Below are 19,227 nucleotides of genomic sequence, written 5' to 3'. Positions count from 1 at the left end.
CTATATTCGCCTTATCAAAATAGCCCAAACTACTTGATCATGAAAAAATTACTAATGCTTATGCTGTTTTCAGCAGGTCAATTTGTATTGGCACAAGATGCCAATACAGAAGCGTGTACCAAAACCTATCGGTACGGCTATAACGGAATGGAACTCATCGCAAACACTCCGAGAGAGACCATTATTGTAAGTACGTATAATTCCAAACTCAATTTAAAAGAAGATATAGCGCAACGCATTTTTCAATATTATTGGGAAAATTTACGGAAAAATGGGACTGACCCTATTACACTGACCATTGAAGGGCAACAAGCAAAAGTGACTGGAAAATGCATTGTGACCAAAAAAGGGAAGTTGACGACGATTGAATTCCACTATGAAAAAGTAGAATGGCCGGATGGAATTACGGAATTATACCGAAATACTTTTGGATAAACCTTACTTTTAATAATACACCAACCGCTCATCGCAGCGGTTTTTTTATACTCAAAAACAACTTTATTGTAATACTATTATTACATTTATTATTTTTTAATGCATTTCATCGATTTTATTTGTATTTTATCGATTTAATGTTGTAATATTGAATCAAGAAAAAGAAAGTACGTTCATCATAATAGTCCCCAAATCTATTATAAACCAACCTACTAGACTATGCGACAATTAGCTTTTTTAATTGTACTAGTCAGTCTCTATGGAAATGCACAAAATCAGGTTACTGTTCCCTACAATTATGGAAAGAATGGTATGGAATATATAGTGAAATACAAAAGTGGTATGACCATTATAGTGAGCACTTTTAATTCCCGACCTGATTTGATTGAACCGATTTCGATTGCGATGTTTGACTATTACAAAGAGAACAAACCGAAATCAGGCACACGAATTCAATTGCGCACTAGTGGTGCTCTTGTCAATGGTACGTGTAAAATCACCTGCATTGAACAATTAACTTCGATAGAATTTCATTATGAATCTGTCGAACGGGACAACGGTATTACAGAAGTTTATGTAAATCCGGGAAAATCCACACCCACATTATCCCAAACGGCTATAGCCGTCGAAGAATAGCACTCATATATTATTATTTTGTTTAGGTTATTAAGAAAAACGCCCCTTTGTGCAAGGGGCGTTTTTTGATGCAAAAATGTATTACTAACCGATTAGGCTTTACCTGCGGCAGCAATAAGATTCAAGGCAGAACCTGCTTTAAACCATTCGATTTGTCCTTCGTTATAACTATGATTAGCTAGGATTGTATCCGTAGAACCATCAGCATGAACAACTTCCAATGTCAACGGTTTTCCTGGAGCAAATGCTGTCAAGTCCACAAAGTTGAATGTGTCATCTTCTTGGATTTTATCGTAATCGGCTTCGTTAGCAAAAGTAAGCGCTAACATCCCCTGTTTTTTCAAATTGGTTTCGTGAATACGGGCAAATGATTTCACCAATACAGCAGAAACTCCTAAATGTCTTGGTTCCATTGCAGCGTGTTCACGTGAAGAACCTTCTCCGTAGTTTTGATCACCTACTACAATTGAAGCAATACCTGCGGCTTTGTAGGCGCGTTGTACTTTTGGCACTTCATCATACGCACCTGTCAATTGATTTTTCACCGAATTGGCTTTTCCATTGAACGCATTTTCAGCACCAATTAACATGTTGTTTGAGATGTTATCCAAATGTCCACGGAAACGCAACCATGGTCCGGCCATCGAGATATGATCCGTTGTACATTTACCAAACGCTTTAATCAACAATTTAGCTCCTGTAATATTTTGACCATTCCAAGGTTGGAACGGATCTAACAATTGCAAACGCTCAGAAGTTGGCGAAACTACAACATTCACCCCACTACCATCAGCAGCAGGCGCTTGATAGCCCGCGTCTTCCACGGCAAAACCTTTAGAAGGTAATTCGTCTCCGACTGGTGGCGCCAATTTAACCGCTTCACCGTTATCATTTAAAATTGTATCGGTAATTGGATTGAAGTCTAAACGACCTGAAATAGCTAAAGCAGCTACCATTTCTGGAGAAGTCACAAAAGCATGGGTGTTTGGATTTCCATCGGCACGTTTGGAGAAATTACGGTTGAATGAATGAACAATCGTATTTTTCTCTCCTTTATCTGCACCTTCACGATCCCATTGTCCAATACAAGGTCCGCACGCATTGGTAAACACTTTTGTTCCCATTTTTTCAAATGTGGCTAATATACCATCGCGTTCAATCGTGTAACGGATTTGTTCAGAACCTGGATTAATCCCGAATTCTGCTTTTGGGGTAATGTTATTGGCAACCGCTTGCTCCACAATAGAAGCTGCACGTGCCATATCTTCGTACGATGAATTAGTACAAGAACCAATCAATCCCCACTCTACTTTTAATGGCCAACCGTTTTTCTCCGCTTCCTCTTTCATTTTCGATGTTGGCGTTCCACGATCTGGTGTAAAAGGTCCGTTGATATGAGGCTCTAGTTCAGATAAATTAATTTCGATTAATTGATCAAAGTATTGTTCTGGGTTTGCATATACTTCAGCATCTGCTGTCAAATAAGCCGCTACTTGGTCAGCTGCATCTACTACATCTTGACGACCAGTGGCAATCAAATAACGACGCATAGAATCATCATAACCGAAAGTAGAAGTGGTAGCTCCAATTTCAGCTCCCATGTTACAAATGGTACCTTTACCTGTACAAGACATGTTTTCAGCACCCTCACCAAAATATTCCACAATAGCCCCAGTTCCTCCTTTTACAGTTAGAATATCGGCCACTTTCAAAATAACATCTTTTGGAGCCGTCCAACCGTTTAATTTACCGGTCAATTTAACTCCAATTAATTTTGGAAATTTCAATTCCCACGACATGCCGGACATTACGTCTACGGCATCTGCTCCACCAACACCGATAGCTAACATTCCCAAACCACCTGCATTCACCGTATGTGAATCGGTTCCAATCATCATTCCTCCTGGAAATGCATAATTTTCTAAAACAATTTGGTGAATAATCCCTGAACCCGGTTTCCAGAATCCAATACCGTATTTATTAGAAACCGAAGACAAGAAATCAAATACTTCTTTCGATTGTGAATTGGCCACGGCTAAATCGGTTGTAGCTCCTACTTTCGCTTGGATCAAGTGGTCACAGTGTACTGTTGTTGGAACAGCAACTTGAGATTTTCCTGCATGCATGAATTGCAGCAAAGCCATCTGCGCAGTGGCATCTTGGCATGCCACGCGGTCTGGTGCGAAATCTACATAATCTTTACCTCTAGAGAACGCTTGTGATGGAGTACCCTCCCACAAATGCGCATATAAAATCTTTTCAGAAAGTGTAAGCGGACGACCCACTAACGCACGTGCTTGATCCACACGTTGTGGCATGTTAGCATACACCTTTTTAATCATTTCAATATCAAAAGCCATAAAAAAAGGTTTATTTGTTTGCAACGCAAATTTACGAAAACGATGTACTTTTAAAAAATATTTAATCAATTATCTTTATCAGCAGAAATAATTTGCCAAATAGATAAAATCAATAGATGATTTTTACCAAAATAGTATTTTATCGAAGAAAAATTAAAAATACTTGATTTTTTTAACCAAAACCTAGGCTTGTGAAACTAATCGCTGTGTTCGGTTCTTTTGTAGTATTTGAAGAATAAAAGAAGTCCGCTCAATAAACTCACTATAAATATACCCATCAATAAAAAGGTGAGACTTGAGGCATTCGGGATGGCTTTGATTTCAGAATATAAAGCGTAAAACCGAAATCCCAAAAAAATGGAAAAGAGTACCGTCAACGCCCCCATGAGCATACCTAGCAAACGAACTTTACTCATTGCTGCGACAACTACTAAAAATGCTGCAACGAGAGCGTAGTAATTGATCAGTCCCGACTCTAAATAGTTTTCTAAAAACCAAAAAAGGGCGATGGATACGATAAAAAAATCCGGGATAAACCACAGTACTTTTTTAATCATTACAGTAGTTTTTGAATGATCATTTCTTCCGAGATTCCTTCTGCATCTGCCTTATAATTCTTGATAATACGGTGTCGTAAAATCCCTTCAGCAACCGCTTTGACATCTTCAATATCAGGCGAATATTTACCCGAAAAAGCAGCATGGGCTTTGGCGGCTAAAATTAAATTTTGCGAAGCACGAGGTCCAGCGCCCCAATCCAAATAATTTTTCACATAATCCGAAGCCATGGCTCCATTGGGTCGGGTTTTATTCACCAAACCTACAGCGTATTCAATCACATTATCGGCAACAGGGATACGGCGAATCAAATGTTGGAACTCAATGATTTCCTCACCTGTAAACAACGCATTGATGGTGGGTTTGGAGTCATTGGTCGTACTTTTCACCACTTGCACTTCTTCTTCAAAAGTGGGATATTCCAATTTTATAGCAAACATAAAACGGTCCAATTGAGCTTCAGGAAGTGGATAGGTTCCCTCCTGTTCAATGGGGTTTTGTGTTGCTAATACAAAATAAGGCAAATCCAATTTGTAATTGTGTCCCGCAATAGTCACCGCACGTTCTTGCATGGCTTCTAACAAAGCGGCTTGTGTTTTGGGTGGTGTACGGTTAATCTCGTCAGCTAAAATAATATTGGAGAAAACGGGACCTTTGATAAATTTAAACTGGCGATTTTCATCTAAAATTTCACTTCCTAAAATATCGGATGGCATCAAGTCGGGTGTAAATTGAATACGTTTAAAATCCAAGCCCAAAGCTTGGGCAATCGTATTTACCATCAACGTTTTTGCCAATCCGGGCACACCTACGAGCAAAGCATGTCCTCCTGAAAAAATACTCAACAAGATTTGGTCCACCACGGCATTTTGACCTACTATTACTTTTGAAATTTCAGTCTTAAGTTCGTTGCGTTTTTGAACTAAATTTTGAATCGCTGTTACATCTGACATATATAGTGTGTGCTAGAATTAGGGATTAATTTTTCAACCAATTGTTGGTGAATTTACATTCTTTGTATTCACCATTAATTTTGATATAGGTCTCTTTAATTTTTTGATCAAACCATTTTCCAATGGCTTTTAATTGCTTCTCTTTGAGAGCCAACTCACGGATTTTGGTATAATCTTTACTAAAATCGGCTAAATGCTCGTCTGATTTAGAAGTTACCGTAATGATTTTATAGCGTTTCCCGTTACGTCCGTCATCATCAAACAACACTTGAGTCACTTCACCACTTTTTAAATTGGAAACTTGGCTATACAATTCGGGATCCATTTTTGTCAATTCAAAATGCGTATCCTGCGTTTTTGGATTAATCAAGGCACCACCGTTAGCACGGGTTTCTTTTTCATCGGATAAGGTACGGGCTGCATCTGCAAATGTGATTTCTTTATCCATGATACGCTTGCGAATTAAATCGGCACGTTCACGGGCTTCTTTTAATGAAGTGCTAGTCACCTTGGGCTTCATCAAGATATGGCGAATTTCCAAGTCTTGACCTCTGACTTTTTCCAAATAAATAATATGGAACCCAAATTCAGTTTCAAAAGGATCCGATATTTCGCCTTCTTGCAATGAAAACGCTACATCTTTAAATTCTTTAACAAAAGGTGTTTTCTTGTTTATTTTATAATATCCTCCATTTGAACGGGAACCCGGATCTTCAGTGTATAAAACGGCTTTGGTGGTAAAACTGGCCCCGTTTAACACTTCAGCTTTTATTTCTTTTAGACGATCAATAACGATTTTCTTTTCTTCATCGCTTACTTTCGGTGTAATCACTATTTGGGCAACTTCCACTTCAGAACCTACTAAGGGCAAATCATCTTTGGATAATTTTTGAAAAAATGTTCGCGTTTCTTCTGGAGTAATTTCCACAGCGCCCACAATTTTCTTGGTCATTTCTGAGGCCAATTGCTGTTGTTTTAAGATATCAAACAACTCTGCACGAAATTCATCTTCATTATCTTTTTTGAAATATTTGACTACAGCATCCATGGACTTCAATTGCTCCACCATGTAATCAATTTGTTGATTCATTCGCTCTTTAACCTCTTCATCTTTTACCTGGATGGAGTCTTGAATGGCTTGATGCGCATACAATTTCTCTTCCATTAATTTGCCCAGAATTTGACAACGCGTGATATCTTTTGTTGACTGGCCTTGACTTTCAATTTCTAAATATGTCTTATCAATATCTGAATCAAGAATATTATAATCCCCAATAGTCGCAACTATTCCATCAATACGCTGTTTTTTGGGTGGATTCACCGATTTTTTTTCAGGTTGCTTTTCTGGAATAATTTCTTGAGCCACCATTGGTGTAGCTATAAATAAACCTAAAAAAAGAATTCGGATTAATTTGAATGTATGCATTGGTTTTATTTCTTTATTTGTTGTTTTACGCGTTCAAACACGTCTTTATTGATGTTGATTTGGAATTCTTTTTTAAGCGTGTCAATCCAATTTTGTTCTAAAAACTGTTGGTATTCATTGGTCACTCTTCCTTTGCATTCTTCCAAAGACTTGACTCCTGCCGGAATCACTTTTCGAATTTTTGCAATGTAATAATATTCCCCTTTTTGCGAAATCTCAGTGTAGGTTTCACCGGCTTTGATGTTTTTAGGTAAGGCATCTGCCCCTTCTTCGTAGATGCCATCATACATCATCACATTCAACTCTTTTTCACTATTGAATTTTTCTTTAATCGTTTTGGCATCATTCCCTTTCTTCAATAGAGCCAACACCTTTTTCATTACATCGGGTTTGGTAGAAGAATAAATTTCTGCATCAAAACGCGTTTTCCAAAGGTATTTTTGTTTGTTTTTTTCATAGAAATCTTTCAAACCAATACTGTCTGTTTTTGCCTTTTGCCAAATTTCTTTTTCCATTAAATCAAACAAAAGCAATCCGTCACGGTATTCGCTCATAACAGCAGCAAACTCAGGGTATTCATTTTCAAGATTTTCATTATTGAAAACAGCGCGTTGCTCATCAGCAAAACGACTAAAATAATAATCCACTAATTTTGAAACCGGTTTGATACCCACCGCACTTTTTTGTTGGGAATACAAATAATCCATAAATGTTCCTCCCTTTATTTCTTTTGAGCCAATAACAAAAAGTTTTGTATCAAACTTTTTCAAATCTGCTGGCATTTTCCATTCTCCTTTGTAAAAAGAATCATCGACTGATTTGGCAATCTCTTTATACAATTTAGATTCTGGTTTAACCGGATATTTTTTTCTCAGTTTCACCGCCAAAGCATCACTTATTTTCTTGGAGCGATCATCACGAGCGATTTTATTCTCCAACTCCATTTTCATTTCATCCTTAGTTCGAAGTGGGAATTTGTCATTCAATTTCACAATATGCCAACCATAAGCAGTCTCAAAAGGCTTTGAAAGTGGATTTTCTTTAGTTAAAGCAAACGATTGATTTTCGAATTCTTCCGAACTTAATTGACCCGAAGCAAATTTGTTAAGTACACCGCCTTTGGTGGAAGAAGATTTGTCTTCGGAGAATTGTTTCGCCAATTCCTCAAATTGCTCCCCTTGTTGTAATTTTTGGTAAATTTCGTCAATTGTAGTTTTTGCTTTAGTTGGGTCTTCGCCTTCCTTGGGTTTCAGAATCATGATGTGTGAAACGGCTACTTCACCTCTATTGTTTCGAATATCATTAACTTTGATAATATGGTAGCCAAAACGACTACGAACGGGCATTGACACTTGACCTAGCGCAGTATTGTATGCACCGTTTTCAAAAGCATACACCATCCGAAACGCGGTAAAATACCCCAAATTTCCTTTATTTTCTTTTGCCGATGGATCTTGAGAAGCAGCCATAGCAACTGTTCCAAAATCTTCACCATTTTTCACAATACGATCACGAATTGCCATAATTTTATTGTAGGCAGCTAATGTATCCGCAGGTGCTGCATTTTCATCCACCATTAAAAGTATATGAGACGCATTGACCTCTTTTTTGAGGCGTTCATACCCTTCATCCAACAATTCTTGGGTTACTTTTGAGTCCATTAAATAATTTTTGGACAATTGGGTACGGTACGATTTTAACTCGTTTTGGTATTGGGTTCCATTTTGCAAGCCCAATTTAAACGCTTTATTAACCTTTAGTTTATATCCGATGAAGAGTTCGAGATATTGGTCTAAATTCTTTTGGGATTCATCTTTTACCAAATCTAAGTTTTTGTTATAAACTCGAATAAATTCATCGGTATAATAGGGATTTTTATCAATGGTAAAAAGCACTTCTTTGCCAGAATTTTGTTGTTGAGCCGACATTGTTAGTCCGGTCAAAAGGGCAAAAAATAAATTTCTTAAATTCATAATTTTAGCTCGAATTATCGTTTGTTCAACGTATCTAAAAAGGTTAGGTTCGAATCAACAAAAGTAAGAAAACGCAGGTATTAAACAAGTCGCCACCTTACTATTAACAAAAATTTATTAACACTTTTCAAATGCAATTTTCGAAGCAGCATTAATGGAAATAATTGAATGATAAATAGTATTTTTGCAGCCAATTTTAGAAGTTATGAATTTTTTACAAGAAATCGCACGTCGACGAACCTTTGGCATTATCTCTCACCCGGATGCTGGAAAAACCACATTAACTGAAAAACTCCTTTTATTCGGAGGAGCCATTCAAGAAGCGGGTGCGGTAAAAAGTAACAAAATCAAGAAAGGCGCCACGAGTGACTTTATGGAAATTGAGCGTCAACGGGGAATTTCGGTGGCTACTTCTGTATTGGCCTTTAACTATAAAGACAAAAAAATCAATATTCTGGATACGCCAGGTCACAAGGACTTTGCGGAAGATACGTACCGTACATTAACTGCTGTAGACAGTGTTATTGTTGTGATTGACGTAGCTAAAGGGGTTGAGGAGCAAACTGAAAAACTAGTTTCAGTATGCCGCATGCGTAATATACCTATTATTGTTTTCATCAATAAATTAGACCGTGAGGGTAAAGATGCCTTCGACTTGATGGATGAAGTTGAAAAAAAATTAGGACTACAAGTTACCCCTTTGAGTTTTCCTATAGGAATGGGTTACGATTTTCAAGGGATTTACAATATTTGGGAAAAGAACATCAATTTATTCAGCAGCGATAGTCGCAAAAACATAGAAGATGTCATTGCAATTAGTGACATTCAGAATCCAGAATTGGATAAAATAATAGGAGATAAAGCTGCTTCAAAATTGCGAGATGAATTGGAATTAATTCAAGAAGTCTATCCTGAATTTGACCGAGAGCGTTATTTAAATGGCACGCTGCAACCTGTATTTTTTGGATCGGCATTAAACAATTTTGGAGTAAGAGAATTATTGGATGGTTTCATTGAAATTGCACCTAGCCCGAGAGCTAAAGAATCGGATACAAGATTGGTCGCTGCAGAAGAAACCAAACTTTCGGGATTTGTTTTTAAAATCCATGCCAATATGGACCCTAAACATCGTGACCGTTTGGCATTCATTAAAATTGTTTCAGGAACCTTTGAACGCAACAAACTCTACACGCATGTGCGATTGGGGAAAAGTTTAAAATTCTCGAGTCCGAATGCCTTTTTTGCTGAGAAAAAAGAAATTGTCGATATTTCTTTTCCGGGTGACATTGTTGGCTTACACGATACTGGGAATTTTAAAATTGGAGATACTTTGACCGAAGGAGAAATCATGAATTTTAGAGGGATACCCAGTTTTTCACCGGAGCATTTTAGATACATTAACAATGCTGACCCGATGAAAGCCAAACAGCTTGAAAAGGGCATCGATCAATTAATGGATGAAGGAGTAGCCCAATTATTTACCTTAGAAATGAATAATCGAAAAGTCATTGGTACGGTAGGCGCTCTTCAGTATGAAGTAATTCAATATCGTTTAGAACACGAATACGGTGCCAAATGTTCGTATGAAAATTTCCCCGTTCATAAAGCCTGTTGGGTAAAACCCGAAGATCCAAAAAATGAGGAGTTTTTGGAATTCAAACGAATCAAGCAAAAATTTCTAGCACATGACAAGTATGGACAATTAGTATTTTTAGCGGATTCAGATTTTACCATTCAAATGACACAAAGTAAATATCCAACGGTAAAATTATTTTTTACATCAGAAATTGATTAAAAAAATTACTGTAAACTACAATTTTATGGCAATTAACAATCATTTAATCGATTATACTCTATTAAATAGGTTTAATTTAAAAAATGATTTTATATTTGTGACGTAAAATGATATGAAATGAAAAACAGAATTTCTCAATTACTTTTGTTAAGTGCTTTATTTTGTGCTGATGTAAGTTTGTTTGCACAAGGTGGACCTGGCGACACTGGTGATGGTGGTCTTGAAGGTGGTGACCCAGCCCCTGCTCCTATCAATACCAATTTATTTATTTTAATTATTGCTGCTGTTGTTTTTGCAGGATACAAAATGAGAAACTATAAATTATCTTTGAAATAAGATAATTTCAAAATATAAAAAAACCGCCATGCTTTAAAAGCATGGCGGTTTTTTTATACCTGAACTTTTAAAGTTTAGATTCAATCAGAATAAAAAAAGGCCTCTCCAATGGAGAGGCCTTAATTTATATCATCTTAAAGAAGATAGATTATCTTTTCACTACACGTAATGTTTTGATATTCGCTCCTTGTGTTAAGATTACATTGTAAACACCTGCTGGGAAGTTAGCCCCTACTTCTGTGCTTTCTACTGAATCAGCAGCAACCGTTTTGGTTTCTACTAATTTACCTAACATGTCATACACTTGGATAGTGTAATCTTCGTTACTCGCTGAATTCACTTTGAAATAGAAGTTCTCTGCAAATGGGTTCGGATAAACTGTAGCTTCGAAGCTGATGGCTCCTGCCACTTGTGTATCTTCGATAGTACGTGCCACGTTTGGTATTACAAGCGTACATGTTTTTCCGAATGGACCAAAGTCAGGTTGACCTGGCATGCTCACCGCTACTTGTACTGAATACGTTTCTCCAGGTACTAAACCAGGGAAATCAGTCAATTTGAAGTAGTTGGCATTCTTGTCTACACTGTAGTCGTATCCTTGTGATACGTTATACATACGGTAACGGTACAACACTACATTACGAACTAAGTTCGCGTAGATGTTTTCGTTATAGCTTGATACCGCGTAGTCGTTACATTGTGTAGCACGAACTTCACTAGTTGGGTGTTTCGGTGCTTGAATAGTACATGCAGGACCGTAAGCCATAAACACACCGTCTAAGTTACGGATCGCACACGATACGCTATAATTAGCATCGTAACGGAAATCGGTTACTTGTTCGAATGAGAAGTAACGTAAACCACTTGTAATTACTTGTGTACTCAATACGTTGTTACTTGCATCCAAACGTTGTACTTGGTAACGGTATACCGATACTAAGGCAACTGGTGAACTTGTTACTTGAGTAGTCATATTCGAAATCTGAACACCACATGAAGCCACTGTACTTAATGGTGTTGGCGTGAACACGAAGAATGCAGGCGCATAGTTCGGTTGCCATACGTTATTGATACGAACCGTAGTTTCTACTTTAAACTTCGCACCATAAGCATAGTTAGACAAGTTAGACAAGAACAAGTTACGCATACCCATATCCACAGTTACAGGGGCTGACATCGGTGTATCATCGGCTGGATTCACACGTGTAACCACATAACGATATCCTTGACAGTTCGCCACTAAACTTGTAATGATAGAAGCACCATAACTAATTGTTGAATTAGGAACAGTAACCGCTGGTACTGTATAGATTGGTGTACAACCACCTGGTAAACCGATGTTATCGATGTTACCGTTACAGTCGTTGTCAATACCATCGTAACAAACGTCTACAGCACCTGGGTTAGTAGAAGCAACTGTATCATCACAATCTGTATTGAAAGTAGATCCACAAGCAGCTAAAGTAGTGGTACCATAACCATCTAGATCAGCATCTACATAGGTCAACAAGTTATCATTACAATCAGTGCTATTCAATACACCGCCACAAGGAACTTTTACAGAAGAACCAAATAAGTCACCATCGTTATCTTGATATCTAACTTGGTTATCGTTACAGTCAAGATTGTTGGTTACATAACCTGCAATTGGAGTACAAGATACAACAGGAACAGCAGCATTACCGAAACCGTCGTTATCTAAATCCGCATAATAGGTAATATTTGGAAGTACTGTGAAAGTAAATGTTGAACATGCAGTTGCAGTTCCATAAACATTCTTAGGCACTACACTCCAGCTGTATGTTCCAGCAGCTAATACTGATGTAGTCCAAGATAAAGCTGTTTGATCAGCTGAAACCAAGTTTCCTTCAAAATAAACATCATAAAGTGTTGCACTTGAAACTGCAGCCCAAGATAATGTTGTACCTGAAGTAGACTCACAAGTTGTAGATGCATTTGCAGGAGCAGTTGGAGAAGATACACATCCTGGAACTGAAGCTAATACACATACAGTAAATGAACCATTTGCTGCACCAGCTCCTGAGTTATAAATTCTCACATAGTAATCTGTACTAGGTAATAAAGCAGAATTTGAGATAGTCTCTAGTCCTCCATTTCCAGTACTATTCACACATGCTACAGAGTTAGCAGTACTTGGCGTACCAGCAAACAACTGTACTACAGGGTTGAATGTAGAGATACCTTGTACATTAATTGTATAAGTAATTCCTGACGAAGCTGCTGGTGTAGTAAATTTATACCATACGTCATCATCTGGAGTACCTGCTGTAGTAGCATTACAAACTTGGATTCCTGCAGTAGCAGTAGAACGTAAGATTTCCGCTGGTACACTTGCAACTGGTGAACATGTTGTTCCAACAGTTAATGATAATGCACCGGCTGGTTCATCATAAGCAGGAGGAGGTAAGATTTGACTAATACAAACCGCAAACTCTCCACTTCCTGAAGCTCCACCTGCAGCACCTGTAGCCGAATCATAAATTCTTAAGTAGTATTGAGTACTTAAAGACAAGGTTACAGAAGAAACCAATTCAGTTAAACCAGCACCTGCAGCGTTGAAACATGCAACTGGGTTTAAAGAAGCATCTAAAACTTGTACAACTGGGTTGTAGTTTGTTGATGCCTGAACTTCAATTCTATAATTTTGAATAGTAGAATTTGTAGTGAATGTAAAGAATACATCGTCATCTGCAGTACCAGGAGTAGTAGCTGTACAAACACCAATTCCTGCAGTAGCTGTAGCATTTTTACTTGTATAAATATTACCACAGTTTGAAGTACATGGATCGTTGTTCACTGCTAAAGTGATTGCACCCGCTGGTTCATTATTCGTTGGAATTAATGAAGCTGGAGCAGTACCACTTACGTGAGCTGCAGAAGGTACAAAACGTAATTGTGAATTACAATCTGGCGACTCTTTCAAGCTATTTTGAACCGTAGAGGCAAAATTATAATTATTCCCATTTTGTAACATAATACGACTTGTAGTTGCATTTGTTGAAGGTACAGAACCATTCATACCTACAGAATACGTATAGTACCCGTTTGAAGTATTTTGAGTAGCTCCATTGAACAACTGCATATTACCGTAGTTGAAATCAATTGAGTTATCAGCTTCGTGAAGTACTATTTGGAAATTGATATTAGGATCTCCATAATTGAATTTCTCCATTTCAGCCCACTCGATAACGATATCTGCAGAACCACTACCTAAAGTACCAATTACTTGGTAACGCATAGAAATATCTCTATTTGCTAATAAGTTACCTTTAATTACTAAGTCATCCCAGAATGGTGCTAATACGTTGTTTTGACCTGTAGAAGTCAAATCATTTGTAAATGTTGCTGATGTTTGACCCGTATTGAAAGTCATCCAACCATTTGAAGTTGCATAGAAACCAGTTACTACTGCACCATTGTAAGTGAATGTAGTACCTGCTAAACTTACTGTATTCGTTTTACCATCATCCGCAGAAGACAACGAAGTATACGTTGAACCAGTTGTCATTACAGAATTGTAAGTAATACCTGTATTACGTGTAACGGTATAATTACATAAAGTAGTTGTAACTGTTAACGTGTTTGAATCCGCAGATAAACCTGAATTTGTACACGTAATAGTAGCATAAATTTCAGAACTAGCAGGAATAGTGTAAGCATACGTTGAAGTTGTTGCGCCAGCAATTGGAGCAAACGAACCTGATGGCAACGTTCTGCTATACCATTGGTATGTATATCCTAATTCTGCAGGAATACCTGATAATGTCAAGTTAATTGAGCTGTTCGCACATGTAGCTGAAGCACTTGTTGCAGCTACTGGAACTGCTGGCGTACCTGTACATTGAGGTGCAGCAGTAATTGTAACAGTAAAATCAATAGTCACACCAAATGAACCTGTATAACAAGGATTAGGAGTTGCTTGACCTGAGTCTGCAGTCCCCAAACGCATTCTGTGGTTACCTACTGGTGTAGTAATTGGCATAGTGAATGATAAATTCAATGTTGTTGGATTAGTTGCCAATGAAACACCAGATTTCACTAACTCACCTGCATCCACAAAATCTCCATCATCATTCATGTCAATCCATACATTACTATCATAAGTATATCCAGTTGCAAAAGTAACTTGGAAGTTTGCACTTGAACCTTGAACAAATGAAACCGGTGTAGCCGTTTGATTTGAGTAGGTTACATCAGGAATCGTAAAGTTAGTTGCACCCAACACTACAGCTGTAATACCAGAAGCGTCATTACTTGATGGAGTTGAGTTACAATAATTTGTAATTGTTAACAATGCTCCTGTTGAAGTAACCGAACATCCATCAGAAGTAACAATAACTCTATAATAGTTATTAGCTCCTGCAGTTGCACCTGTACCTGTAATTACAGATAATGTTGCCGTATTTGCTCCGTTATAAGTAACATTCGCAGGAGTAGCGTTAACAACATTTGAATATGTGCCATTCAAGGTTGTTGAACGTTGCCATTGGTAGGTTACTGTACCTGTAGCATTTGAAACTACAGTAAAAGTTGCTGTGTTACCTGCTAATACAGTTGCTGCAGCTGGTGCAGTTGTAATGGCAGGGTTGTTGAACAACAATTGGGCAGAAGCAGAAGGCACATCAAAACATGGTGCTGTAGCATCTGCTAACATACGGTAATAGTAAGTACCACCGATTGGTGTAGTTACTGTTGTTGTTACATTCAATGTAGCCGTTGTAGCTCCATTGTAAGTTACTCCTGCTGGAGTTCCATTGGCAACATTATTCCAAGATGTATTATCTGTAGAATACTGCCATTGTACTCCTGAGAACGTTCCACCTGCTGCTGCAGTGAATGAAACTGTACCGCCTGAATAACAAACTGTTTGATTCGTTGGGTCAGTAGTAATTGTTGCTGGAGTATTTACAAATAAAGTAGCTGAGTTTGAAGGTGATGTATTCGCTGGACCAACAACATCAACATAGTAAGTATACCCATTGAATGAAGTATCTACACCTGTCAAAGTTAACGTGTCAGTAGTAGCTCCACTAACACCAGCGCCATCAACAAGAGGCTCTGGACCTAAACCAGCATCTTGATACCATTGATAGGAAACAACTGGGCCTGAACCTACAACTGAGAAAGTTGCTGTTCCATTATCACACAATGTAAAATTAGAAGGATGTGTAGCAATACCTGTATTACCTACAGTAAGCATTGCTGCTAATGTTGTTTCAGGACCACATGGAGCAGTACCTGATACTACACATTGGTAGAAATAGCCATTCATTGTATCTGGAACAGCAGTTAATGTTAACACTGCAGTATCAGCACCTGAATAAACACCACCATTAGAGATAGGTAAATAAGAAATACCACCGTCAGTAGATTCTTCCCATTGGTAAGAAACTCCAGTACCAGTAGCAGCCGCAGTAAACGAAATATTATTACCCGTTACTACTGACTGATTTACAGGGTTAGTAGTAATTGCAACAGGAGCTTTCACATTTACTGTGTAAGTAACTGCTGTAGAACATCCGTTATCCGTTACTGTATACGAAATCGTAGCAGTACCTTCAGTAACACCAGTAACTTCACCTGAAGTATTGATTGTAGCAACAGCTGTATCAGAAGAAGACCAAACCCCTAATGCTGTATTGTTAGCTAATGCCAATGTATTTGGCATACACAAATCATTAGATGGCCCTGTGATTGGAGATACAACTGGACTTGCATTAATAGTTAATGAACCAGTACTTGAACCTGAAGTGTAAATATTGTACACTGTAAAAGTACCTGCTGTTGACGTACCTGTCAAATTAACGGTAATTGTTGTATCATTTACTACAGCAAATGTGTGTGATACACCGTTCAATTGAACATCAGTAGCACCTGTAAAATTAGTACCCGTTAAAGTAACTACAGAAGTTGCCAAATCAGCCGAACAAACAGCCGTTGGAGCAAATGAAGATACTGTAATTGGAGTATAATCTACACTGAAGTTATCAAATGCTAAATAATAATCACCTGTAGTAATCCAGTTACCTGTGATTCTAACTTTTAAATACTGTCCAACATATGATGCTAATGAATAGGATTTAGTTCTCCATCCTCCTAAACCATCATTTACAACAGTTTCTAATGTTGTATAAGTTGAACCAAAATCAGTTGAAACTTCTACAACAAAATTACCTGTTCCTGCAGCAGGAATAGTAGTAACTCCAGTTCCCCAATCTACAAGATTGTATTGGAACGATAAGTTCATACCTGGTCCAACTGGTCCAACGTTAATTGTTGAAAAAGTACCAGTAGTTGCACCAGAATATAAATTTTTATAAATCGCATTGGTTGTAGGTGCAAAATTTGCTACCGAACCAATTGAAAAACCTGTATTTGACCAACCCGTAGGAGTCGTAGTCGTAGCAAAACTTTCAGTCCATGGTGCTGGCGTAGTTGCTGGCGTAGTAAACGACGCACTAGTTACCCAGTTACTGTAATCCACACCCAATGAACACTCAGAACGAACATGTAAGTAATATGTAGTATTAGCCGTTAAGCCTGATACTGAATCCGAAGTACCTGTTACAATTGTACCAGAAGTTGGAGGAGTAGCAGAAGTTGTTACTGCATATTCATACTGAACTGGTGTTGTCCCTGTAGTTGGAGCTGTCCAAGAAACATTCGCCGTATTAGGCGTTACGTTTGAGACAGTTAATGCAGTTGGAACAATACATGTTGGTGTAGGCACTGCATACAAATCATCAATCGACATATCATTTGGACCACTTGTATGTACTACTTCAATGATAAAGTAATACACACCTGTAATTCCAGGAACATAGGTTCCATTGATATTTTGATACGATGTATTTGTTGCATTATTTACCGTCGTTAATAATGTTGCCCCTGTTACAGATGGCGCAGTATTAGCATACAATTTAATAGAAGTCCAACCTGCAATTCCATCAGTTAAATACCAAGCCCCCATGTCATACGACACAGAACCTGTTAAGTTTAAAGCCGCGGAATATAAGTATTTGGTAACTGTTGGTGTCCAACGAATATTTTGATACTTAGTTCCTGTTCGAGGAGCAGCTCCAGTTGCAGTTGTAGAACGTGTTAACGGATGTGAACTCGTTACTGTACATGCAGCAAAATTAGGAACTGTTGCCGTTTCAAAACTTTCTGAATAAGGAATTGAAACCGCTGAACATGTTGTAAATGAAATACTATTTGTACCGACTGAAGTGTTAAAATAGTAGTCATAAGGACCAGCCCCACAACGTAAGTATTCATAAACACCTACATAGTAAGTGGTACCTAACGCTAAACCTGTTACAGAAACTGTAGCAGCAGTACCATCTAAAATTACTTGTTGACCTGTACCCGCATAAACTGTATTCGCAGTATATGCAGCCATATTTCCATTAACAGGATCTACAATGGGCGAATTACTTAAGAACACTACCCGACGTGCTCCATTACCATTTGTCCAACCTAAAGTTGCACCATTATAAGTAATCGTAGTAGCCGCCAATGCAGAAGCTTGTGTTGTTGGATTTGCAGGCGTAGATACGGAAGCAGGTGTTGAATCTGCAAACGCACCTCCATTAGAACAAGTAACTCTACAAGCATATAAAATTGGAGTCCCCGCAAATACAGGAGGAGTATACGTTACTGTAGTAGCCCCTGTACCTCCAATTACTGGAGCGTAGTTTAAACCACCATCAGTAGATTGAATCCACTGAAATGTTAATCCAGTTACACCAGAAGTATAACCCGAAACCGTTAAAGCCGCAACCGTTCCACCAGTACATAAACTTTGTGATGCTGGAGCAACTGAACCTGCTACTGGAGTACCAGAACAAGGAACAGGAGGTGTCCAAGTATACGTTTGTCCTGAAGTAGGCTGTACAGTAGCAGACCAAGTCATCGTAGATGAACTTGCAGTTCCTGCTGTAGAAGCCGACCATGAAGTAGTTGACAACCTGTTAGAGTAATCTGAAGCTGTTGTAGAACCTCTTAAACCTACTTGCCCTGTGTAAGAAGCCGTAGTTGTTGAAGAACCGTAAACAATTTGCACAACATTTGTTGTTTCATACAACTTAATTTGTGCATTCATCACATTAGCTAATGCTAAATAAGATGGTGCAAAATTAGTGTATTCAATGGTCAGCACCCTATTAGGAGCTGTACCACTCAACTCAGTAAAAACACCACCAACTGCTTGCCCGTCTCTAGCGAACAATGCAATAGCATTAGTGTTTCCAGTAGTCGAAATAGGTGTGTACTGGCTCGTTGGAGCAGCTGACCCTAATCGAATACTACCATTTGAATTGGCAACAAATTGGGTAAAAGCAGTACCATTAAAGGTAAAACTAAAACCAATGTTTGTTGCTGAAGAACTTCCATCATCAGTGTTTGCTGTGATGATTTGAGTTCCTGCAGTAACTGGTGTATACGTTCCACTCGTTTGAGCAAAAGAATACCCAGTTACCTGAGACCATGATGTAAAGCTGCATAGTACAAGTACCATGGCAACTAAACTCATAATCCATGAGGATCGTCTTTTACTCGAACCAGACTTTTTAGCCTTTGGTTCTGAATAATCAGACGAATCGGGAAACGAACACGTTCGATATCCCGGAGAACTGTAGTTATCCATCATAATTAAAAAAATTGGGTTAATTAATGCGTTAAATTAAGAAAAGAAATAATATCACGTTAACACCACATTAACAAAACCGATATAA

Annotated in this window: 10 protein-coding genes; 4 read left to right on the top strand and 6 right to left on the bottom strand. The window is 38.1% G+C overall.

What is annotated here, in order from left to right; genetic code table 11:
* The first annotated feature begins 39 nt into the window (after positions 1–39).
* Both EQG61_RS07660 and EQG61_RS07655 read left to right on the top strand, forming a co-directional pair.
* On the top strand, positions 40–435 hold the full coding sequence (locus EQG61_RS07660) for a hypothetical protein (protein WP_129461339.1): 396 nt from the start codon (positions 40–42) through the stop codon (positions 433–435).
* A gap of 219 nt (positions 436–654) precedes the next feature.
* The gene (locus EQG61_RS07655; RefSeq protein ID WP_129461338.1) at positions 655–1,071 is read left to right on the top strand and encodes a hypothetical protein; all 417 of its coding nucleotides are present in this window, start codon (positions 655–657) and stop codon (positions 1,069–1,071) included.
* Positions 1,072–1,163: 92 nt separating this feature from the next.
* Here the strand turns inward: EQG61_RS07655 and EQG61_RS07650 are convergent, their stop codons facing one another.
* From EQG61_RS07650 to EQG61_RS07630, 5 genes are all read right to left on the bottom strand, one after another.
* A complete protein-coding gene (locus EQG61_RS07650; protein WP_129461337.1) occupies positions 1,164–3,431 on the bottom strand; it encodes an aconitate hydratase in 2,268 nt (755 codons plus the stop codon).
* 197 nt (positions 3,432–3,628) lie between these two features.
* A complete protein-coding gene (locus tag EQG61_RS07645; RefSeq protein ID WP_129461336.1) occupies positions 3,629–3,988 on the bottom strand; it encodes a hypothetical protein in 360 nt (119 codons plus the stop codon).
* The gene (locus EQG61_RS07640; protein WP_129461335.1) at positions 3,988–4,941 is read right to left on the bottom strand and encodes an AAA family ATPase; all 954 of its coding nucleotides are present in this window, start codon (positions 4,939–4,941) and stop codon (positions 3,988–3,990) included. Before EQG61_RS07640 ends, EQG61_RS07645 begins: the two co-directional genes overlap by 1 nt.
* A gap of 25 nt (positions 4,942–4,966) precedes the next feature.
* Complete coding sequence (locus EQG61_RS07635; RefSeq protein ID WP_129461334.1) at positions 4,967–6,367, bottom strand: peptidylprolyl isomerase; 1,401 nt, start codon at positions 6,365–6,367, stop codon at positions 4,967–4,969.
* A gap of 5 nt (positions 6,368–6,372) precedes the next feature.
* Complete coding sequence (locus tag EQG61_RS07630; protein ID WP_129461333.1) at positions 6,373–8,340, bottom strand: peptidylprolyl isomerase; 1,968 nt, start codon at positions 8,338–8,340, stop codon at positions 6,373–6,375.
* 205 nt (positions 8,341–8,545) lie between these two features.
* Between EQG61_RS07630 and EQG61_RS07625 the strand changes: the two genes are divergently transcribed.
* The gene (locus EQG61_RS07625; protein WP_129461332.1) at positions 8,546–10,135 is read left to right on the top strand and encodes a peptide chain release factor 3; all 1,590 of its coding nucleotides are present in this window, start codon (positions 8,546–8,548) and stop codon (positions 10,133–10,135) included.
* A gap of 117 nt (positions 10,136–10,252) precedes the next feature.
* On the top strand, positions 10,253–10,471 hold the full coding sequence (locus tag EQG61_RS07620; RefSeq protein WP_129461331.1) for a hypothetical protein: 219 nt from the start codon (positions 10,253–10,255) through the stop codon (positions 10,469–10,471).
* Between the two features lie 148 nt (positions 10,472–10,619).
* Here the strand turns inward: EQG61_RS07620 and EQG61_RS07615 are convergent, their stop codons facing one another.
* A complete protein-coding gene (locus EQG61_RS07615) occupies positions 10,620–19,025 on the bottom strand; it encodes a GEVED domain-containing protein (RefSeq protein ID WP_164974909.1) in 8,406 nt (2,801 codons plus the stop codon).
* Positions 19,026–19,227 lie beyond the last annotated feature (202 nt).

Origin of the sequence: Flavobacterium stagni (assembly GCF_004122105.1) — a bacterium.
GTDB lineage: Bacteria > Bacteroidota > Bacteroidia > Flavobacteriales > Flavobacteriaceae > Flavobacterium > Flavobacterium stagni.
Note: the sequence above shows the minus strand (reverse complement) of the source record. Positions and strands in the feature narration are given on the sequence as shown.